This is a genomic window from Acinetobacter sp. YH01018, assembly GCF_013420295.1.
GTDB lineage: Bacteria > Pseudomonadota > Gammaproteobacteria > Pseudomonadales > Moraxellaceae > Acinetobacter.
This window is the reverse complement of sequence record NZ_VOYL01000015.1, coordinates 1-20,055: the sequence shown is the minus strand read 5'-3', so window position 1 is coordinate 20,055 and position 20,055 is coordinate 1. Positions and strand designations below refer to the sequence as shown.

At 43.1% G+C, this 20,055-nt stretch carries 20 protein-coding genes and 1 pseudogene; 13 read left to right on the top strand and 8 right to left on the bottom strand.

Going from position 1 to position 20,055, the window contains the following annotated elements; all coding sequences use genetic code 11:
• Nucleotides 1-49: 49 nt before the first annotated feature.
• Entirely contained in the window at nt 50-2,416 is a 2,367-nt protein-coding gene (locus FTT83_RS07260; RefSeq protein ID WP_180042142.1) for a hypothetical protein, read from the bottom strand.
• A 226-nt stretch (nt 2,417-2,642) separates the two neighbouring features.
• On the opposite strand from FTT83_RS07260, the gene FTT83_RS07255 reads away from it, so the two are divergent.
• The gene (locus FTT83_RS07255; RefSeq protein WP_131273058.1) at nt 2,643-4,466 is read left to right on the top strand and encodes an acyl-CoA dehydrogenase C-terminal domain-containing protein; all 1,824 of its coding nucleotides are present in this window, start codon (nt 2,643-2,645) and stop codon (nt 4,464-4,466) included.
• A gap of 1,025 nt (nt 4,467-5,491) precedes the next feature.
• Nucleotides 5,492-5,701 (top strand): cold-shock protein, encoded by a 210-nt coding sequence (locus tag FTT83_RS07250; protein ID WP_086195804.1) that lies wholly within the window; start codon nt 5,492-5,494, stop codon nt 5,699-5,701.
• Nucleotides 5,702-5,881: 180 nt separating this feature from the next.
• Here FTT83_RS07250 and hemW read toward each other — a convergent pair whose 3' ends face one another.
• On the bottom strand, nt 5,882-7,036 hold the full coding sequence (gene hemW, locus FTT83_RS07245) for a radical SAM family heme chaperone HemW (protein ID WP_180042144.1): 1,155 nt from the start codon (nt 7,034-7,036) through the stop codon (nt 5,882-5,884).
• A 127-nt stretch (nt 7,037-7,163) separates the two neighbouring features.
• Between hemW and FTT83_RS07240 the strand changes: the two genes are divergently transcribed.
• The 4 genes from FTT83_RS07240 (at nt 7,164) to FTT83_RS07225 (ending at nt 10,902) form a co-directional block, all read left to right on the top strand.
• The gene (locus FTT83_RS07240) at nt 7,164-7,625 is read left to right on the top strand and encodes a DMT family transporter (protein ID WP_180042146.1); all 462 of its coding nucleotides are present in this window, start codon (nt 7,164-7,166) and stop codon (nt 7,623-7,625) included.
• A 36-nt stretch (nt 7,626-7,661) separates the two neighbouring features.
• Complete coding sequence (locus FTT83_RS07235; protein WP_368737325.1) at nt 7,662-9,017, top strand: MATE family efflux transporter; 1,356 nt, start codon at nt 7,662-7,664, stop codon at nt 9,015-9,017.
• 224 nt (nt 9,018-9,241) lie between these two features.
• Nucleotides 9,242-10,540: an AarF/ABC1/UbiB kinase family protein gene (locus FTT83_RS07230; protein ID WP_180042148.1), complete on the top strand. Its 1,299-nt coding sequence runs from the start codon at nt 9,242-9,244 to the stop codon at nt 10,538-10,540.
• Nucleotides 10,541-10,647: 107 nt separating this feature from the next.
• On the top strand, nt 10,648-10,902 hold the full coding sequence (locus tag FTT83_RS07225) for a type B 50S ribosomal protein L31 (RefSeq protein ID WP_166168663.1): 255 nt from the start codon (nt 10,648-10,650) through the stop codon (nt 10,900-10,902).
• A 108-nt stretch (nt 10,903-11,010) separates the two neighbouring features.
• Here FTT83_RS07225 and crcB read toward each other — a convergent pair whose 3' ends face one another.
• Nucleotides 11,011-11,391, bottom strand: a complete 381-nt coding sequence (gene crcB, locus FTT83_RS07220) for a fluoride efflux transporter CrcB (RefSeq protein WP_166168661.1) — start codon at nt 11,389-11,391, stop codon at nt 11,011-11,013.
• A 153-nt stretch (nt 11,392-11,544) separates the two neighbouring features.
• On the opposite strand from crcB, the gene FTT83_RS07215 reads away from it, so the two are divergent.
• Nucleotides 11,545-11,877 (top strand): HopJ type III effector protein, encoded by a 333-nt coding sequence (locus FTT83_RS07215; protein ID WP_086195810.1) that lies wholly within the window; start codon nt 11,545-11,547, stop codon nt 11,875-11,877.
• A 291-nt stretch (nt 11,878-12,168) separates the two neighbouring features.
• Here FTT83_RS07215 and FTT83_RS07210 read toward each other — a convergent pair whose 3' ends face one another.
• Together FTT83_RS07210 and FTT83_RS07205 are read right to left on the bottom strand one after the other, a co-directional pair.
• A complete protein-coding gene (locus tag FTT83_RS07210; RefSeq protein WP_180042150.1) occupies nt 12,169-12,576 on the bottom strand; it encodes a protease inhibitor I42 family protein in 408 nt (135 codons plus the stop codon).
• A gap of 38 nt (nt 12,577-12,614) precedes the next feature.
• Complete coding sequence (locus tag FTT83_RS07205) at nt 12,615-13,175, bottom strand: hypothetical protein (RefSeq protein WP_180042152.1); 561 nt, start codon at nt 13,173-13,175, stop codon at nt 12,615-12,617.
• A 173-nt stretch (nt 13,176-13,348) separates the two neighbouring features.
• Between FTT83_RS07205 and FTT83_RS07200 the strand changes: the two genes are divergently transcribed.
• Nucleotides 13,349-13,969 carry a class I SAM-dependent methyltransferase gene (locus FTT83_RS07200; protein WP_180042162.1) on the top strand — a complete coding sequence of 207 codons (621 nt, stop codon included), beginning with the start codon at nt 13,349-13,351 and terminating at the stop codon, nt 13,967-13,969.
• A gap of 37 nt (nt 13,970-14,006) precedes the next feature.
• On the opposite strand, the gene FTT83_RS07195 is transcribed toward FTT83_RS07200, so the two are convergent.
• Nucleotides 14,007-14,474, bottom strand: a complete 468-nt coding sequence (locus tag FTT83_RS07195; protein ID WP_180042154.1) for a Holliday junction resolvase-like protein — start codon at nt 14,472-14,474, stop codon at nt 14,007-14,009.
• 119 nt (nt 14,475-14,593) lie between these two features.
• Between FTT83_RS07195 and FTT83_RS07190 the strand changes: the two genes are divergently transcribed.
• The 4 genes from FTT83_RS07190 to FTT83_RS07175 all read left to right on the top strand — a co-directional run bounded on the left by FTT83_RS07190 (nt 14,594) and on the right by FTT83_RS07175 (nt 17,764).
• Nucleotides 14,594-15,238, top strand: coding sequence for a ParA family protein (locus FTT83_RS07190; RefSeq protein WP_086195815.1), 645 nt, complete (start codon nt 14,594-14,596; stop codon nt 15,236-15,238).
• Between the two features lie 131 nt (nt 15,239-15,369).
• Nucleotides 15,370-16,497: an AI-2E family transporter gene (locus FTT83_RS07185; RefSeq protein ID WP_349928541.1), complete on the top strand. Its 1,128-nt coding sequence runs from the start codon at nt 15,370-15,372 to the stop codon at nt 16,495-16,497.
• A 115-nt stretch (nt 16,498-16,612) separates the two neighbouring features.
• Nucleotides 16,613-17,161 (top strand): superoxide dismutase [Cu-Zn] SodC, encoded by a 549-nt coding sequence (sodC, locus tag FTT83_RS07180; RefSeq protein ID WP_373456114.1) that lies wholly within the window; start codon nt 16,613-16,615, stop codon nt 17,159-17,161.
• A 297-nt stretch (nt 17,162-17,458) separates the two neighbouring features.
• Nucleotides 17,459-17,764 carry a DUF3817 domain-containing protein gene (locus FTT83_RS07175; protein ID WP_180044655.1) on the top strand — a complete coding sequence of 102 codons (306 nt, stop codon included), beginning with the start codon at nt 17,459-17,461 and terminating at the stop codon, nt 17,762-17,764.
• A 148-nt stretch (nt 17,765-17,912) separates the two neighbouring features.
• On the opposite strand, the gene FTT83_RS07170 is transcribed toward FTT83_RS07175, so the two are convergent.
• A complete protein-coding gene (locus FTT83_RS07170; protein ID WP_180044653.1) occupies nt 17,913-19,142 on the bottom strand; it encodes an MFS transporter in 1,230 nt (409 codons plus the stop codon).
• 436 nt (nt 19,143-19,578) lie between these two features.
• Between FTT83_RS07170 and FTT83_RS07165 the strand changes: the two genes are divergently transcribed.
• Nucleotides 19,579-19,992, top strand: a complete 414-nt coding sequence (locus FTT83_RS07165; protein WP_180044654.1) for a hypothetical protein — start codon at nt 19,579-19,581, stop codon at nt 19,990-19,992.
• On the opposite strand, the pseudogene FTT83_RS07160 reads toward FTT83_RS07165, so the two are convergent.
• Nucleotides 19,949-20,055 (bottom strand): annotated as a pseudogene (locus tag FTT83_RS07160) (IS5/IS1182 family transposase); the annotation flags it as partial. The gene FTT83_RS07165 and the pseudogene FTT83_RS07160 overlap by 44 nt on opposite strands.

The following is a 20,055-nucleotide window of genomic DNA, read 5'->3' as shown; positions in this document are numbered from 1 at the left end:
TCAAAAGAACCTCAGGATGATCTGAGATTCTTTTGAACCATCTTCCTGTTTATTTTACATATTTCTGCATATTTTCATACACTTCCATATATATTTCATAATTAATAACTTCAGCATGTTGAAGAGTCAGGTCTTGAATCGTTTTCTGACTTAATTTTCCATGCTTGCTGTCGATATAGCTTTGCCCCAAAATCTGCGCAGTTTCTTTGAGCACACGCGAGTCGGCGGCATTGTCCGGATATTCCTCCCGATATGCTTTCAGGTATTGCTGGGCAAAAATATGCTGTGGCTGCTTATACTGCTTCGCGGCTTGGTGCCAAGCTGCAGCGACCTTACCTTCGCCTACAGCACGCTCAGTCAAGGTATTAACATGGCTGCCTATAGCCCGGTTGAATTGGCTATCATCCTCAAGATGATGCTTTTTCTGTAAGGCCTTAATGCGCTCAAGTTCTTTGCCTTTAGGATCATAATACTGTTCATCGCTAAACCAGTAGGCATACACCTCTGCCATTTCTTGCAAGGTTTGCGGACTAAGGTTTTTCACCCACTCACTTTGCTCTGCAGCCATATCGAGCAAAAATAAGGTTTGATAGGTTTGACTGAACGACTGGGCTTGCTGATAGGTTTTATCGGCCAACAGATTCAACTCATCCTCATAGCTTAAGGCGGGTGCTTCGGCTTTAGTTCCTTCCATCACAGCAGCTGGCTGCTCCAGAGTTCGCCCTACATCTTTCACCCATTTTTCTAAAATTGAACCTTTGCTCACCTCTTGAATCGACTTGGCATCGCGCAATGCAGCACGGTCAATTTTGCTGGCTTGCCCATAATTAAATACACGCATATCGGCCTGTACATCAATTTTACCGTACTTTTCAGTAAGGAATTGCACAGCATAATCGACCTGTGCCGCACGTCCCTGAGCATCTAAACCGACATCTATTTGTATCGGGGTCTTTTTAGCTGGCGAACTTGCCGCTAGAACCTGACGAATTTCAGGCTGGTGCGTTGCCCACAGCTCAGCAAAATGCGCTGCATCTATAAACTGTTCAGAAACATACGGTGCAAAGACCAAGGCTAATTTTTCGTGTACCGAACGGTCCTTCGCTTCAACCGAAGCCGTGATCTGTACTGGTTCAACACGCTTAAAAGCATCTAATTCATAAGCAGAAAGGCAGTATGTTAAATCACCGACTTGGGCTGTTTTTGGCGTAGCAATTATACGCTGGCAGTCATCTACTGTAAGAGTGATAGTTTCATCAGCAGTGTCTTGTTCTGTCGGGCTTTCATCATCCGTTTCTGTTTCTAGCGCTACATCCTCTTCGTCTACCAGTGAATCGGCCGAACCATAAAGTTTGTCGCTGACCAGTTCACGCAAGGCAAGTGTTGCACTATAGGCTGTGCCATCTTGAGCCACAGCATCAGCTTTACCTGCTTGCACAGGTGAAGCAGTATCTTCCACAGCCTGGGTTACAGCCTCTCCCGCCTGCTTTTCACTCCCGGCATCGCTCACTTTAGTAGCCGCGGTATAGCCCAGCACGGAGCGCTTTAAATACGGCTCATTCACCTGTTCAAACAGGGCCATTTGCAACATCAGTTCTTCCAAGGTGCTGCTAAAACGTATTTTTTCAGTCAACTGACCGTTCTTCTCTGCAACGCTCAGTGGCAGGCTTTTGATTTGTCTAGCATCAGCCAAAATATATGGCAAGGCATTTACCGCTTTTAAATAATCAGCCAACTTCGCTACATTTACCCGTTCAAAATCAGCTTTATATTTCGAGAAATCAATATAGGCAAAGCTGTTTTGACTGTCTTTATTCACCAAATACGGCATCAAAGAAAAATAATTGGTATAAAATTTATATTCTTTAAAATCGACCACCATCGGTACTTTCATTTGCACCAGCAAGGTCGGCTTTTCATAACGGGCTGCCAAGTTTAAAGCAGCGGTCTTTTCTCGATAATGCACAGAACCATCATATTCAAATTGCGTATTATTGAGTAAATTCAATGCAAAAATATTGAATGAACTCAGCTTGTCCTCTGAAGCAAAACTGTCCGCATGCGCTTGCTGCTGTTTCGCCATAGCGGCATACAGGTTTTGTTTTTCAGTGCTGTTTAAACGGATATTTTGCGCTTTTAAATATTGATCTAAGCGTTTTTTCAATGCCGGTTCAAATGCTATCGCCGGATTGACTTGTTGCTGTGCTTTTTGACGTCCTATGTCCGGACTAGACTGTACACTGAGCTTGCCCCGAAAATCATAACTAGATGTTTCAAACATCGCATTTAGACCATGAATCGCTCTTTGCTCTACAGTTGCCACCTGATTCGGATTGGTCTTTATGACATGCTGTGAACAGCCTGCGAAACTGAGACTACAAAGACAAAAAGTTAAATATTTTAGTTGTGCCTTCACATGTAAACGCCTTATATTCATTATACTTTATTCTGTTCTAAGCTACAGAATTACAACCCAATATAACATAATAGGATGTTGATACTATTGGGTCGAGCATATTTTATAATTCGCATTTCTGACATTTTTAATCGCTATCCTTATCAATGTTTTTTGATGATAAATGTGAATAATCAAGGTATCGATACAGATAATCCAGAACTATTTCTAAATTAGGATTAAGACTATGCCAGCATATAAAGCCCCTTTGCACGATATTCGTTTCTTAATGAACGAAGTGCTTGATTACCCAACACATTATAAAACTCTCTCAAATGGTGAAGCAGCAGATGCTGACACTGTAGACATGATTCTTGAAGGTGCGGCAGATTTCTGTGAAAACGTACTTTCTCCACTTAACCAATCCGGTGATGAAGAAGGCTGCCACTTTGAAAATGGTGAAGTCAAAACACCAAAAGGTTTTAAAGAAGCGTATGACCAATTTGTGCAAGGCGGCTGGCAAGGTCTTTCTTTCCCTGAAGAATTTGGCGGTCAAAACCTGCCGCAATCTTTAAACCTGATCAAATCAGAAATGATGGGTACTGCGAACTGGTCATTCCAGATGTACCCAGGTCTGAGTATCGGCTGTATGAACACGATTCTTCAGTTTGGTACTGAAGAACAGAAAAATACCTATATGCCAAACCTGGTCACCGGTGAATGGTCAGGCACGATGTGTCTTACCGAACCACAATGCGGTACAGACTTGGGCCAGGTGAAAACCAAGGCGGAACCAAATGCAGATGGCACGTATGCCATTTCGGGTACGAAAATCTTTATCTCTGCCGGTGAACACGATTTAACAGAAAACATCATTCACATCGTTCTCGCACGCCTTCCAGATGCGCCTGCAGGAACCAAAGGTATTTCGCTATTCATCGTGCCAAAATTCTTGGTCAATGCAGACGGTAGCGTGGGTGAGCGCAACCCTGTAACTTGTGGTTCAATCGAACACAAAATGGGGATCCGCGCTTCAGCGACTGCGGTATTAAACTTTGACAATGCAACGGGTTACCTGATTGGCGAGCCGCACAAGGGCCTGCATGCCATGTTCACCTTCATGAACACGGCACGTATCGGTACTGCAATCCAAGGTATTGCGCATGCTGAACTGTCATTCCAGGGCGCCCTTCCTTATGCCAAAGAACGTATGTCCATGCGTGCCCTTTCAGGTAAAAAAGACCCTGAAAAAGTGGCGGATGCGATCATTCATCATGCTGACGTACGCCGTATGCTATTGACTCAAAAAGCGATTGCTGAAGGCGGTCGTGCAATGATTTATTATGCCGCGCAAATTGCCGACAAAATGGCAGATGCGTTAATGCATGGCGATACTGCAGCCTATGAAGCGCATGATGACCACCTGGGTTTCTACACCCCTATCCTGAAAGGTTTCCTGACTGAATTGGGTTTTGAAGCTGCCAACCATGGTATGCAAGTCTACGGCGGTCATGGTTATATCAAAGAATGGGGCATGGAACAGATTGTACGTGACTCGCGTATCTCTACCCTTTACGAAGGCACCACCGGTGTACAGGCACTTGACCTGATTGGCCGTAAAGTCCTGTTAACCTCTAGAGGTAAAGTGATTCGTGACTACACGGCTGAAATCCTGAAGTTCTGCGGTCAGCATGCACGCAACAAATACATGCGCCGTTTTGCCTGGGACCTGACCAAGCTATGTGCGCAATGGAATGCACTCACGGTTCGTATCATGCTTGCGGCACGTAAAGACCGTGACATCGTGTCATCTGCTTCCGTCGATTTCCTGATGTTCTCGGGTTATGTCATGATGGCTTACTTCTGGGCGCAGCAAGCCGCTGTAGCTTCGGCAAAACTGGCTTCCGGTGAAGGTCAGGAAGTGCCTGAGTTCTACAAAGCGAAAATCAAAACGGCTGATTTCTACTTCGAACGCCTGCTTCCACGCAGTCAAGGTCATGCCGAAGCAATGGTCAACCCATCCAAGACCATGACGTCACTTGCACCTGAACACTTTAGCTTTGACTACTAAGCGGTAAAGTTGAAGTCCAAATCAAAGAGCACTACGGTGCTCTTTTTTTTTCAAGCCATATTCCATAAAAGCACTCATATCAAATAATGCCATTGCGGAGGATTACTGATTGTATGCAAGTTGCGGTAGCCAGCCCTAAAAATGAGATAGTGCTCATCAGCACAGCTGATGAGCATGACGCAATGACAAAGAAAAAACCCCGGCATCCTGCCGGGGTTTTTCGTATGGGTTGATTAAGCATGACTCCTGTCTTGCCTCACAGTCCTGGTGTTTGAACGTATTATTGTTGTTTTCTGTTCCGGAATATCCTATTCCTGTATGACTTGATCTTAAGAAAAAAGAACTGCGGTTCCAATCCGCAAAATCCCTAAATCAATGTACGTCAGAGCGTACAAAGCTAAGCGTTTTCCCTATCGAGTAAACTTGATGCCGGTGTTTATTTCCTCCCTGAATATTCTCCTCGGCTCTTCGATTTAAATATTGTTTAATCGGCGGGCAAGTAGCCGTATGCCCGCAGTTCGACGAAGGTAAATATATCTTTTCTGCCCCCATTCAGTTAATTACCCTTCGCCTACAGAAAATCGCCCCTGTTTAAATCGCTTTTGAGATGTGGATATGGTTGCACAATATGTAGCAAACGTTTCTTTTCACTTGCCTATTGTCATAACTTACTGCAGAACAGGAAACAATGCTGAGCGAGAACCAGCAATCAATAGAAAAACAAGCATCTTGGTTTTAAAAATAAGTAATTGAATAAATTTAATTTATTTAATATCTGGTTTATTTAACGCTTATTTTTATAAAAAAAAATTATAATACATATAAGAAACTTGAATATTTATTTATTTCATGTATGATTAACTCAACTAGAAAAAATCTTGTTTAGTAAATCTTCTTTAAGTATCGCAGTTTTAGTCATAATCCTTCGTTTTTTTCAGATCTTAAGCTCAATTCATTATTATTTTCAAAGTTATTATCAGTCATTTAAGATGGCTAAAAATTATTAAAATTCGATAGGTTATATTATGTCTAATACAGTTAACGGTACAGTAAAATGGTTTAACGAAACTAAAGGTTTCGGTTTCATTCAACAAGAATCTGGTCCAGATGTGTTTGCTCATTTCAGTGAAATTGCAAATTCTGGCTTTAAAACATTGTTTGAAGGTCAGCATGTATCATTCAGTATTGCGCAAGGTCAAAAAGGCCCGAATGCTGTGAATATTGTTGCTTTATAATAAGTAACATCGATAAAAAAGCACTTTGATAGTGCTTTTTTTGTTTTTAGCGTTCAGACAACGCTGCATAGAAAACTGAAAACTTCACTCTGCCTCCTATGCAGTTGAATGGAAATTCAATCGCCCATATCTACGGCTTCTATATTGCATCAGGACATCAATCGAGGGATTAATTGCAAGTCACAGAAACTCTTCCAGCACCGAATTTAAAAACACATGCCCCTGCTCTGTACAAGACAAACGGTTTTGATCTTCAATCATCAATTTTCTAGCACGTAGTAAATTTAAAAGTTCATCCAAACTTGCTAAATTTAAACCTGTACGCTCGGCATAAAGTTCGGCAGCCACGCCCTGATTTAACCGTAGCGCATTCATCATAAATTCAAACGGCATGTCTTCATCTTCAATACGTTTAAACTGCAAATGCTCTGCCGGTACTTTGGCCAGATAATCCTTGGGCAAACGGGTTTTCTGGAAACGGTACACGCCATCGGGTCGCGTCACTTTAGCGTGTGCCCCTGCCCCAATCGCCAGATAATCGCCAAACTGCCAGTAATTTAAATTATGCGCAGAAGGTTTTTCCTTACGCCAGGCCGATACTTCATAATTCACAAAACCATTGGCTTTTAGGTAGGCTTCGCCCTGTTCCTGAATATCATCCAGTACATCCTCAATGGGTAAAAGCGGCTGGGTACGGAAAAATACCGTGTTGGGTTCAATGGTCAGTTGATACCACGACACATGCGTAGCACCATTTTCCACCGCCAGTTTTAAATCAAGCAACGCCTGTTCTAGCGTTTGTTCTGGCAAGCCATGCATCAAGTCGACATTAACGCGTTCAAAGCCTGCTTCACGGGCCAAATGAATGGCATTGATCGCATCATCATTGCTGTGAATACGCCCTATTTTTTTCAGCTGATCGCTATTAAAACTCTGCACACCAATAGAAAGACGGTTTATTCCAGCCTCTAAATATCCCGCAAAGGGGTCATGCTCCACCGTTCCCGGATTGGCTTCCAGAGTAATTTCACAGCCATCTTCAAAAGGAATTAAGCTTTTTAACTGGCCAAATAGCCATTGATAACCCTTTGCAGAAATCAGTGACGGCGTACCTCCACCAATAAAAACGCTATGAATCTGACGCCCTTGGACAAAATCAACCTGGGTTTTAAAGTCTTCGACCAAAGCCTGTAAATATTGCTGTTCCAGATCTAAGGACAGTTTTCCATCCGGTACGGCATGCGAGTTAAAGTCACAGTATGGACACTTACGCACACACCACGGCATATGAATGTATAAAGATAAAGGAACCAGTGCAGGATTTAATTCGGCCAAGGAACAAGCTCAAAATATGTAGGACAGGAAGATAAATATATTAACATGACTGCATCAGGACACTGATAAAATCTCACAAGGAATATCAGTACACTAGGAAAAACTATTGAAGAATTAAATTGTTAGAATGATGAAAATATCTGCTCAGTTATTGTTATTCATCCCGCTGACACTGGGGATTGGTATCGCGCTTACTTTTCAAACGGCTATCAACAGCCAGTTGAGAGAATATTTAAATTCGCCCTTACAAGCCGCCCTTTTATCTTTTCTGGTTGGTACAATACTGCTGGCCATATTGGTGTTTTTTCAGTCGGTAGAAAAACCGGGTTTTGCCACGTTTGTGCAACTGCCATGGTATTTATGGTTGGGCGGATTTCTGGGGGTGTATGCCATTAGCCTCAGTATTTATGCCGCGCCCAAACTCGGTTTTCTGACCCTGTCCGGTTTAATTATTTTTGGTCAACTCGTCACTTCGATGTTTTTGGATCATTTTGGTTTACTTGGAACAGAAAAAACACCGGTTAACTGGCAACGCCTGTTAGGTGGCGTGGTGATTTTTATTGGTGTGCTTCTCACTTTACAACGCTAACACCTCATTATTCTAAGCACATGATGAGTAATTTTTGTGTCGAATGTCTCGTCGGTTACAACGACCCGTTATGAATTAAAACAACTCTTTCATTTGATGATTCCGATTCTGGTCACTCAATTTTCCCAGGCCGGTTTGGGACTGATTGATACCATTATGGCCGGACATCTATCTCCAGTGGACCTTGCCGCAATTGCTGTCGGGGTAGGTTTGTGGATTCCGGTCATGCTACTGTTTAGCGGCATCATGATTGCCACCACGCCTTTGGTCGCAGAAGCCAACGGCGCACGTACGCCGGAAAAAATTGCCAGTATTGCACGGCAGTCGCTGTGGATCGCGCTGATTCTGGGCATCATCGCTGCACTGATTTTACAGATCATGCCATTTTTATTGCCTGTTTTAGGCGTACCAGAAGTCTTGCTGCCCAAAGCCAGTTTGTTCCTGCATGCTATTGGTCTAGGTATGCCCGCTGTGACTATGTATGCAGCGCTGCGTGGCTATTCGGAAGCGCTGGGTCATCCACGTCCCGTGACGGCGATTAGCCTGATTGCATTAATTGTTCTGGTTCCGCTTAACTTTATTTTCATGTATGGCTGGGGACCAATTCCGGAATTAGGTTCAGCCGGTTGTGGTTTTGCCACGGCGATTTTGCAATGGCTGATGTTTATTGCACTCGCAACCTATGTATTAAAAGCTTCGGCCTACAAAAAAACACAGCCCTTTGCCGCATTTGAAAAAATCAATCCGGACTGGATCAAGCGTATTTTAAGACTTGGTTTCCCGATTGGCTTGGCCATCTTTTTTGAAGTGAGCCTGTTCAGCACGGCTGCGATTGTGCTCAGCCCCTTGGGCGAAACCTTGGTGGCCGCGCATCAGATTGCCATGTCCGTGACCTCACAATTATTTATGATTCCAATGTCACTGGCCATTGCGCTGACCATTCGTGTGGGCACTTATTATGGGGAAAAAAACTGGCTGGCGATGCATAAGGTACAATATCTGGGTCTAGCCACCGGCACTGTTTTTGCTTTCGCTACCATGGCACTGATCTGGTTTTTCCGGCCAGAAATTGTGTCAATTTACACCTCGGATTACGAGGTCACTCAGGTCGCGCTATATCTGCTGCTGTTTGCCATGGCCTATCAGCTGATGGATGCCTGGCAAGTCAGTGCCGCAGGTTGCCTGCGCGGCATGCAGGACACCAAAGGCCCAATGTGGATTACCATGATTGCCTATTGGGTCATCGCCTTCCCGGTCGGGGTTTATCTAGCGCGTTTTACCGAAATGCAAGCCGCTGGTGTCTGGGTCGGTTTGATTGTCGGTTTAACCGTGGCCTGTGTACTCTTATTAACCCGTTTATACAAAATCAACCATCGCCTGAAAATGCCTTAAAAATTACATAGACTCATCCCTTTTCATGGGAAAAGGGATGAGATCAATACAGCATAGATAGGGAAATAACCCACAATATTTCAGTTATTTAGCCACTCAAAAACGTTCTTTTTTTTGATAATCTCACTGTGAAAATGCAGCTTTTAACAATTTCAAGTAGGCAATATCCTGTTTAACGCCTATGATCATTAAAACCCATCTATGATGATGCTGAGGAATATCGCATGGCAAAAACGGCTAGGACCCCCGGTCGTCGCTTTATGAAACTTGCCAGTATGACGGCGAGTATTGCAACTAAAACCGTATCAAACTCGATTAAAAATTTTAATGCCGATGAAGAACAAAAAAATGCTTCGCGCACTAAACTTTTTCAGGATATCGGACTGCAGATTGCCGATACGCTGGGCGAAATGAAAGGTGCGGTGATGAAAGTGGGGCAAATTGCTTCACAATACAAAGACATCTTCCCACCAGAAGTGGCCCGTGCCATTAGCAAGTTACAGCGTCAGGCTCCAGCCATGCCTTTTGCTGAAATTAAAGCACAAGTTGAAAAAGAACTGGGTAAACCGCTCCTGAAAATCTTTAAAAGTTTTGATGAACAGCCTTTTGCTGCGGCCTCTATTGGGCAGGTACATAAAGCCATCTTGCCGAACGGTCAGCAGGTGGTGGTCAAAGTACAATATCCGGGCGTGGATGAAGCCTGTGAAAGTGACCTGAAACAGGTGCGTCTGGCCTTGCGCTTAATGGGTGTACTGAAAATTGACCGCAAGTTGCAAGATCAGCTGTTTAAGGAAATTCAGGACAGTCTGGATAATGAGCTGAACTATGAGATTGAGGCGCAAAACTTAGAAGTCGCACGTACATTTCATCAAACATTAGACAATAAAATTATTATTCCTCAAGTCTATAGCGACTATTCTTCGCGTCATATTCTGACTTTAAGCCTGGAACAGGGCGAAAGCATCGGAACGGCCAGTACCTGGTCTCAAGAGACCCGTAATGAACTGGGTCGCCGCCTGCTCCGTGCCATTGGTCAGGAAATTTTCTATCTGAAACGTTTCCACTGTGACCCGCATCCTGGCAACTTTGCCTTTCGTGAAGATGGGACGGTGATTATTTACGACTATGGCGGTGTCAAAACCCTGTCTACTGAAATTGTCTCGAATTTCAAGACCCTGATTAATGCCGCCCGTGAAGGCAATATTACCGAAATGGAACAGAAGCTGGATGACCTGCATTCCATCACCACGCAAGGCAAGTTTCCTGAAAATCTATATCGCCAGTGGCTGGAAGTGTTGATGCGTCCGCTGATCACCCATTACGATTTTGCCGAAAACTCTGCCCATCATGATGGCGTCGAACTGCTGAAACCGTCATTAAAATATTGGGATGTGTTTAAGCCTTCACCGGATACCTTAATGGTTAACCGCACGGTTTCCGGACATTACTGGAATTTAATTCATTTAAAAGTGAATGATAATCTGAATGATTTATTTGATGAGCTGGTGCCACCTCGAGTCTGATCAAGCCGCACCCACCCGGTTAACCTATGGTGACCGGGTTTTATTTGACTCAATATTTGTTATGTTATAACATTTCTTTAAATTTAAAATATACGATGGAGAAATGTATGCGTCCAGATATCCACCCCGACTATCAACAGGTACTGTTCCACGATACCAATGCAGATGTCTATTTTGTTATTGGCAGCACCTTAAAACCGACCCAGACCCGTGAATATGAAGGCCAGACTTATCCTTATGTGACTCTGGATATTTCCAGTGCCTCACATCCGTTTTATACCGGTGAACAACGTCAAACCAGCAATGAAGGCCGTGTAGCCAGCTTTAATAAACGTTTCGCACGTTTCAAACGCTCACATTAAATTCATACTGTTTTAAGATTTAAAGGTTAATCTTAAGACTTGAAAAGCCCAAGCCATATCCTCCAGCTTGGGCTTCTTTTTTTCTGATATGACAAAAATTTTGAGCTGTTATCGACTCTGCAATAAACCCTGAAACAGGTAAAAACCGAGCGCCAACACAATAATTCCTGTAATCACACTGGAAATGGCATAGCCTAAAGCCAGTGCAATTTGTCCATGCTTCAGCAGTTGAAAGGTTTCCAGACCAAAACTGGAAAAAGTGGTAAAGCCGCCTAAAATACCAACCATCAAAAACAGACGTGCTTCATTTTGCAAAACAGGAAATTTCTGGCTATAAGCAAAGAAAATACCGGCAAGCAGACAGCCAAAGATATTGATCCACCATGTCGTCCACGGAAATCCGCTGCTCGGTTTAAATAAAAATACCCCTGCACCATAACGCAAACTTGCGCCGACTGCTCCCCCTAAAGCTACCAGTAGCCAATTCATATCTGTTCCAATGTGATTGAGTTAAAGATCAAGATGATATAAATCTTTTGTTCACTATAGCGTACAAATGCGTTGAAATAGTAATGAAATGATGCCGTGAAAATTGTTATAGTCACGCGGTTTTTAAACTTTTTTCTATGAATTGAGGAAATTATGGCTCAGGATTTATTGGCACAGCTTCAGGCAGGTGAAATCAAATTTGCAGACGTGATTGCATATATTGATGCACGTTATCAGCATAGCCCTACAGCTTTTCAAAATGGCAAACAGGCCAATGCTGCAACGGAAAACCAAGGCAGTGCCAAAGTATTTTCTTTTGCCCAACTTAATGGTTTAGATCAGGCACAAACCCTAAGCCTGTTTGCTGAACATTATGCTGCCGTGTTAGCGACTCCTGAAGCCACAGACCACCAGAACATTCGCCAGTTTATGCAAAATGGCTGGGATGGCATTCAGTTTGACGGTCAGGCATTAACAGCGAAATAAGTTACTTATATACATCTTAGAATATAAAAAAGCCCGCTTTATTAAAGCGGGCTTTTTTTTACTCTATTGATCACCCGAAATTTTATTACAACAAGCTTCAGATACGCGAATGTGGCAGGGATGCCACATGTTGCCCACCACAACACGGATGTTGTGTGTGGGTAACAAAGGCTTTTGCCTACTTTTGGCCTGTCAAAAGTAGGATTAAAGCCTGCACAAAGTACTTTTGACTTTTAAAGAAAAATAAGGCTGTGCCAACGGTAAGCTTCACACAAATACTAAATTATTAAATTAAGAAACCCGAACCCGGCAACGCCACTCATCTACCGGATTTTGTTCCCACGCACGGCTATGTTTCACGTGAATCCATGCTTCACCCGGTTGCAGTGCAGTAAATATAAACAGTTTTTGTCCACCTACACCCAGCATCGGTTGCTGGCTTTTCACTTGATCTTGCCGATAAATTTCTTCCACTTTTAAAATGCTCTGCGGCTCGGCCACTTGCCAGACATATCCTGTAGTCGGATTCTCGGGCAGGATAAGTTTCAGGATCTGTCCCACGTTCATTTCCAGCAAAGCCGGGCATTGAGTGTCTAATGAGTAACTATGGGTTTTTCCATCTACCGTTGGACTCATACTGCTACACCCCACCATGCCGAATCCTAGAATTGCAGCAAAACTGAGTGCTAAAGATTTCATAAATTTAGTCTTTTCATCATCTTGTTATAAAAAAACGGTTAGCCTTTCACCCGTTCAATCCATTCAATTGAACTGACACGGAATAACTCACAGGCACCATCTCCAGTATCTGTCGGGGTCAAGGATGACGTCCAGACCAAATTTCTGTCTTTAATTTCCACCAGCTCGCCTTTTAGCCGCACCAAATCACCGCGTTTCACATGTTTAATCTGTTTGGCAATTTGAGGGTTGGCAGGAATGATGTGCATATTCGAGACCATTTGCATGGCTTGTTCGGCAGGCACCGGCAGGCGATCAATCTTCCAGTTTAAAAAGCGGTCATATTGATTGACCGATATATGACGTGCAATTTCAGGCTCGGCAAACAACCCCCAGCTCACGGCATAATCAATCGGTGAAAACTTGGCCTGTTCATCACTGGTATAAATTTTCGAACCTAGAATACGAAAATCGCCTTTAAACGATTGTAGTTTTTTGATTGACTGGTCTTTTGCCAGAGGAGCCAAGCCCTTCGCAATATTATAATCGACAGAAGCACTGGCACTCATTTGCAACATGCTGGCAGCAAGTAAAGTACTGAATAATATTGGCCTGACCATTTTTATGCCCCTAACATATTTCTTGATTTCTAACTTAATTTTAAATGAGTAAACTTAAAGAAATATATGGACTTGGTAACAATAGAGATATATTCAGTCACTTTTTTGTCTTATTTTCTGAGCTGAAGATTGGTTAAACTAAGATGATATAAAGTAAGAAAAATTAAGTGACAATGATTTATAAATTTTACCAGCAACACATTTTTCCGCATTTGCTCAATCAAGTAATGCAAACGGCCAGCCTGATGGATCAGCGTCGTGAACTGCTACTCCCCATTACAGGCGAGGTGCTAGAAATTGGCTTTGGGACTGGGGTTAATCTGCCTTTTTATCAAAATATCGATACACTCTACGCCCTTGAACCCAATGCCGATATTTATCAGCTGGCGATTAAACGTGTGCACGAAAGTGCCATTCATGTGCAGCATGTTCAGGCCGGTGCAGAAAAGCTGCCTTTTGCCGACAATAGTATCGATAATATTGTCAGTACCTGGACACTGTGCAGTATTGAACATCTGGATCAGGCTTTGGCTGAATTGCATCGCGTGCTCAAGCCTGGCGGAACCTTGCATCTGGTCGAACATGTACTATCTGACCGCCCGACACTGCAACATCTGCAAGACCTGCTGACACCCGTTCAAAAACGCCTTGCCGATGGCTGTCATCTCAACCGCAATATTGAACAGGCCTTGCTTGATGCACATTTCAGCTTTAAAGAAAAATATTATCTGGATGCAGCCGGTATTCCAAGCCTTGCACAGCGCATGCTGTTTGCCCGTGTGCAAAAACAGTAAGTCCTGAATTTAACGGCGTTTTATAAGCATCGCCGTTTTAATCATCAAAATCGATACGGACTGTTTCAAAACGTACCCGCCCTTCCCGTATGGCCTGGGCAATCGCCTGTTGCCCCTTGGTCAGGCGCGCACCGCCACTTTTAATGTCTATCAGCACCACCTCGATATCATCGGGACTTCCTTCGCCATCACGCAGGTCGGTATAACCATCGAAAACCACATAATCGATGGGATCGCCCAGAAATTTGGCATCACTGGGTAAATACTGAAACTGGGGCATAATCGGTGCCAGCTGCTCTGCCATCTTGCCTTTGAGCACCGCACGGCTGGTATTGACACTGCGTTTTTGCGCATGCGCCAAAGCCTGCTGATGCTCCAGCTCCAGTTCCGCAATGTACTGTTCATATTCTGCTTTAATGCGTCCATTCCGGGTATTGCTTAAAATCATGGTGGTGAGCACCACACCTATACACGCCCCAATTAGCATTGCCATCCAAATGGACATTATTATTCCTTAATTGCAAAAATTACCGCTACTTATACCTTAAGACTTTTGTCCCGAGTCATATTCACTGCATCAAACAATGATATGCTAGGACTGAGCAGAATAAAATCATCAGGGTTATGAAAACTATCTTAATTGCCAATCAAAAAGGTGGATGCGGTAAAACCGTTACTGCAATTAATCTGGCTGCCGCTTTGGCACAAAAGGGGTATAAAGTCGCACTTGCCGATGCCGATAATCAAAAATCAGCCTTGCAATGGTTAAAACAACGACCGCCAGAGGCGGCTCCTATTCAAAGTCTGGACTGGCGTCAGGAAAAATCAATTGGCGATGTACCTAAAAATATCGAATATCTGATTATTGATGCACCTGGGGCCTTATCTGGCGAGCATGCCGAACAATTAATCAGTGAAGCACACGCCATTATCACCCCATTGCAACCGTCTTTCTTTGATATTGATAGTACGCGCCGTTTTCTGAAACATTTACAGGATATTAAACGCATCCGCAAAGGGAAGGTACAGATTTTACTGTTGGCTAACCGGATGAAAGCAAACACTGCCAGTTCCAAAGATATTCAGGATTTTTTCCAGAAAATTGAACAACAGCCGGTAGCCTGGATTTCCGAGCGTGCTGCCTATGCCCAGCTTGCCATGCAGGGACTGAGTATTTTTGATAAAACACAAAAAAACTATCGGGCTATGCAAGATCAATGGCAACCGCTGTTAAATGCAATTGTTGATGATCCCAGCGCCTGGTTTTAATCGCATTAAATAGACACAGCGCAAACTTTTGCCTAGAAATGTGCAATAAATATTCATCACAACTTACCCAGCTCTCGTTCTCGGGAGCTTTTTTTTCGGTTAAGATGAACTCCGAACTTAGGAAGTAGTCAGTGAATTCAGTGCAACGTTACGCGCCCACATTACAAAAGGTTTTATTATTTGGACTATTTTTTGTCCTGATGTATTTGAGTTTTCATGTGCTCAAATATTTTATTGTACCTGTGGTTTGGGCGGCAATTATTGCCTATGTCACCTGGCCGCTGTATCAGTCGGTATTACGCATGTGTGGACAGCGCCCTACCCTAAGTGCCACAGTGATGATTCTTTCTGTGGTTCTGGTTCTGGGTTTACCGATTATTTTTGCCATTTTCATGTTACAGCATGAAGGGCGAAATCTGTATTACGAATTACAGAAACAGGTATTTTCCGGTCACCTGAATGTTCCTGACTTTATCCGGCAGTTACCTTTTATTGGCAAAGAAATTTCTCGAACATTAAGAGAGATTAATCAGGACCCGAACAGCATTATCCAGTCCGTCTCGATCTGGATTCAGGGTCATTTAAATTACGGGAAAGCGGTACTGAACGAAGTCAGCAAAAATCTGATCAAGCTCTGCTTTGCCGTGATGTCGTTATTTTTCTTTTACCGTGATGGTCACACCATTTTACATCAGGTGAGCAAAGCCCTGGAAATGGTGATTGGTCCGCGTATCCATCATTATATTGCCACCATTTCCGATACTACCCGTGCCGTGGTCTATGGCGTTGGATTGACTGCCATTGCCCAGTCTATACTGGCTGGCATCAGCTATTTTGTGGCCGATGTACCTAACCCGATGGTACTGACCATTATTACCTTCCTGCTGGCACTGATTCCTTTTGGACCTCCAGTTGCCTATACCTCTGTTTCACTGTGGTTATTTTCTCAAGGACATACCATAGAGGCGATTGGGGTTATGGTATGGGGCGTGTGTATTGTCAGTACCGCAGATAACGTGATCCGTCCTCTGGTGATTTCCGGTGCCACTCAAATTCCCTTCCTGCTGATCATGTTTGGTGTGCTGGGTGGTCTGGCCAGCTTTGGTATGGTGGGATTATTTGTCGGCCCGGTCATTCTGGCGGTATTACTGGCAATCTGGAGGGAATGGCTGCATGAAACCAATGAAACCGAAGGTTTAATGATGCCTAAAGCCACGCTCGCTCATGATATTGATGATGAAACCCATCACCCTGATTAAGCTGGTAGGCAGAAGTTAAGAAACTTATACATTGCACTACTTAAATCACCTGGTCTTGCATCCACGACTTTGTTTCAATGACGCCAATTATAAAAAAGTCAGGATGCTTCAAGTCATGAAAACACTATTTAAACAAGGCGCAATAACAACATTGGGTACCATATTTTTAGCCGGTTGTGCCGGTACCATGCCCATACAAGAACATAAAGCGCAACGTGTCACGGTCAATGCCGTCACTGCTCAAGGTGTAGGTAATAAAATCGGGACTGTAGAATTACGCGATAGCCCGGCAGGTCTGGTCATTAATACCGATTTAAGTGATCTGCCACCCGGCCCTCACGGGTTCCATATTCATGAAAAAGGCTTCTGTGGCCCGGCAGAAAAAGATGGCAAAATGGGCGCAGCCCTTGCAGCAGGCGGTCATTTCAATCCAAACCAGGCGCCACATCACGGTACGCCACTCACTGGCCATCTAGGCGATTTACCCCTAATTACAGTGGAGGCTTCAGGAAAATCTCAGCAAAAACTGGTGGCCCCACGTTTAAAACTGGCTGATGTTCAAGGCCTAGCAATTATGGTCCATGCCGGTGGCGATAACTATGCCGATGAGCCTAAACCTTTGGGCGGTGGTGGAGACCGGATTGCCTGTGGTGTGATTCAATAAGTTGTCCATAAAACCATAAAATAAAAAAGCAGGCAGAGTGTCTGCTTTTTTATGATGACCTGACAATCAGAAATCATACTGAGTCATATTGGGGTTGATAAATTGACAGCAGTACGGAAAAAGTAGGCTATATCTACAACAATTCAACTTTAGAAAAACCCTGAATTGCCTGAAAGACCGATTTCAACACCTGATTATAAGTGTTTGATAATTTTTTAAAATATACCGAGCTTTTATTCACCCTTACGGCAATATTCGGTACACTCAGGGTTCATTCTCATAGATTTAAACATGACCATGAATATTCAAACTTTACGTGTTGTCGGTCTTTTAGAAGGTATTTCCTTTCTGTTACTTCTTTTCATCGCCATGCCAATGAAATATATGTTCGATAATCCAATCTTGGTGAAATATGTCGGTATGGGGCACGGCGTACTGTTCATCCTGTTTTTAATTGTTTTGTTTATCGTGTGCGAAAAACAGAAATGGTCGATTCAGATGTTTATTCTGGGTTTAATCGCATCCATTTTACCGTTTGGCACTTTTGTTTTCGATCGTAAGTTGAAGGCTGTTGAGCAGCCGATTGCTGAACCCAAGCTATAGTTCCTGATTAAAAGGCTATTTTCTTTTTCAGGAAATAATAAGGATACACCCTCATTTCCTACTGGAAGAAAATACTGATTTGAAATCAGTATTTTCCCCTCCTTTCAGGAGATGAGCAGCGCTGCTGCGCAAGGGAGAGGCCTGAATATCAAAATACCCCCTGCTCCACACGTTCTTTTAAAATGTCTTTGAGCATCGCTCGAGGGAAACTAAACCACAGCGCAATCAAAATAAAACAGGCCACGCTATAGGCCAAATAATGGTAGTGTTCATACATCATCCGAACCAGTTCAATAATGATAAAGAAGCTGAACATCAGCAGCATCGATACCGCTGCCGCGACTGTGCCTTTGGACACTTCCGATGACATCAATGCAAAGCGGTACAGCACCGAAAAGCTGATGCCTTCACCAAAACTGATCAAGGTCATGCCTGCAATTAAGCACCAGACCAGATAATCCTGCCAGATCACACCAGCCAGTAAAACCACGGTTCCGAGCAGCATAATGGGCAAGCCCATCAGTACCGATTTCCCCAAAGCCAGTTTGTCGATAATTTTAATCAGCACGATATTCCCGACAATCAATCCACCCAAAACCGGGAACTGTGCCAAACCGTATTGCATGCTGCTAAAACCCAGTTCTTCCACCAGCATGACGGGTGATAGTGCAATCCACAGCATCAACGGCATACTGACCATTGGCAAGGCCAAGGTCATAATTAAAAATCGTTTATTTTTATAAACCTGTTTAAAGTCATCCAGAATGTAGCTGAATGGTTGTTTTGGAATGCTCAGCTTTGTATCCGGCATCTTGGCTTTGAGCCCAAACCAGCTTAAAAAGGCTAAAAATGCGATGCCGATAAAGCCCCAATGCCAAGACACATGATCAATCAGGAATGCGCCGATCACAGGACCTAATAACGGTGCTAGCAAGGAAATATTGGCCATTAGTGCCATGACCTTAATGGCATCGCGTTCTGCAAAAGTTTCCTGAATGGCGGCATAACCAACAGCGGAAATAACCGTGAGACCAATCCCCTGTAAAAAGCGCAGTGCTAAAAAGCTTTCAATAGTGTGGGTGAGTAAAATTAATAAGCAGCACAGTGCAAAGAACAGTACACCTGCGAGCAGCATTTTTTTTCGTCCCAGTCGGTCGGACAATGGGCCGAGCAACCATGCGACACATGCCCCACCGAGCAGATAAAACGACATGGAAGATGGTGCCCATGAACTGCTGACGCCAAAGTCTTTGGTAATGGCGAGCATGGCAGGCTGAACCAGGTCATTGCCGATATAGACGGAAAACTCAAACAGCACCAATGCCAATGGAAACATCAGCGTGGCACGGCTTAAGGTGGCAGTTTTAACTTTTTGCATTGTTTTTCTACATCTTGGGAGCTATTTGCCTGGGCAAAGTCTATTTTTGAAAAAGACAGATCAGCCCAATGGCAAGTACTGTAAAAAATAATTAAAAAAATGAGAGCTCGCGAGGTATCCGCTAAGTTTCACGCCGCATTAACAAGGCGTTCAATATAATTTCAGATCAAATTAATGATTTGTTAAGCTGTACATGTACAGATATAAGCAAATATATTTTAGCAGTGTTTCATTTAATTGTACTGCACGTTTTTTAGGCTTTATGGGGAAATAATGAGGTCACTAGTGCAAAGTTACCAACAGCATACTGGGTGCTATTGATATAGATAAAGGCTATTTTTTTCAAAGCATTAACTTATTTTAAATTTATATTAAGCTTGTTATTTGAACTATTTTTAAGGACAATAATTAATCAATAAATTTCAAGTTCATTAGTATGAATAATAATGTAGATAAAGAAAATGATTTAGCGTGTGGAATTATCATGCCTATAGCAGCAATAGGTTCAGAATATCCAGAACAGCATTGGATAGATATTCGTTCAATAATTAATAGATCTATAGAAAAAGCTGGTTTCACCCCACGAATGGTAAGTGAATCAGATGATGCGACCATTATTCATAAATCAATTATTCAAAATATTTATAATGATCCAATAATTGTTTGTGATGTAAGTGGTAAAAATGCAAATGTCATGTTTGAACTCGGAATGCGTTTAGCTTTTAATAAACCTGTCGTAATAATAAAAGATGATATTACAGGCTACTCATTCGATACGGCAAATATTAGATCTCTTGCGAAAGTCATTATTGAAAATTTATCCGGTTTACCAGTGCAGCGATTAAGTTAATGCGTAAACCGAATCTTTTCCGTCTATTTCGATAGCGTTCACTTAATATTCTAAATGTTTTCA

Bases quoted from the DNA above. Each gene is read 5' to 3' on its own strand.
- FTT83_RS07210 (WP_180042150.1), bottom strand. From the start codon at position 12,576: ATGAAATCTTTAGCACTCAGTTTTGCTGCAATTCTAGGATTCGGCATG.
- FTT83_RS07200 (WP_180042162.1), top strand. From the start codon at position 13,349: ATGATTTATAAATTTTACCAGCAACACATTTTTCCGCATTTGCTCAAT.
- FTT83_RS07230 (WP_180042148.1), top strand. From the start codon at position 9,242: ATGGCAAAAACGGCTAGGACCCCCGGTCGTCGCTTTATGAAACTTGCC.
- FTT83_RS07255 (WP_131273058.1), top strand. From the start codon at position 2,643: ATGCCAGCATATAAAGCCCCTTTGCACGATATTCGTTTCTTAATGAAC.
- FTT83_RS07205 (WP_180042152.1), bottom strand. From the start codon at position 13,175: ATGGTCAGGCCAATATTATTCAGTACTTTACTTGCTGCCAGCATGTTG.
- FTT83_RS07215 (WP_086195810.1), top strand. From the start codon at position 11,545: ATGGCTCAGGATTTATTGGCACAGCTTCAGGCAGGTGAAATCAAATTT.
- FTT83_RS07165 (WP_180044654.1), top strand. From the start codon at position 19,579: ATGAATAATAATGTAGATAAAGAAAATGATTTAGCGTGTGGAATTATC.
- FTT83_RS07240 (WP_180042146.1), top strand. From the start codon at position 7,164: ATGATGAAAATATCTGCTCAGTTATTGTTATTCATCCCGCTGACACTG.
- crcB (WP_166168661.1), bottom strand. From the start codon at position 11,391: ATGAATTGGCTACTGGTAGCTTTAGGGGGAGCAGTCGGCGCAAGTTTG.
- FTT83_RS07225 (WP_166168663.1), top strand. From the start codon at position 10,648: ATGCGTCCAGATATCCACCCCGACTATCAACAGGTACTGTTCCACGAT.
- FTT83_RS07170 (WP_180044653.1), bottom strand. From the start codon at position 19,142: ATGCAAAAAGTTAAAACTGCCACCTTAAGCCGTGCCACGCTGATGTTT.
- FTT83_RS07190 (WP_086195815.1), top strand. From the start codon at position 14,594: ATGAAAACTATCTTAATTGCCAATCAAAAAGGTGGATGCGGTAAAACC.
- FTT83_RS07175 (WP_180044655.1), top strand. From the start codon at position 17,459: ATGAATATTCAAACTTTACGTGTTGTCGGTCTTTTAGAAGGTATTTCC.
- FTT83_RS07195 (WP_180042154.1), bottom strand. From the start codon at position 14,474: ATGTCCATTTGGATGGCAATGCTAATTGGGGCGTGTATAGGTGTGGTG.
- sodC (WP_373456114.1), top strand. From the start codon at position 16,613: ATGAAAACACTATTTAAACAAGGCGCAATAACAACATTGGGTACCATA.
- FTT83_RS07250 (WP_086195804.1), top strand. From the start codon at position 5,492: ATGTCTAATACAGTTAACGGTACAGTAAAATGGTTTAACGAAACTAAA.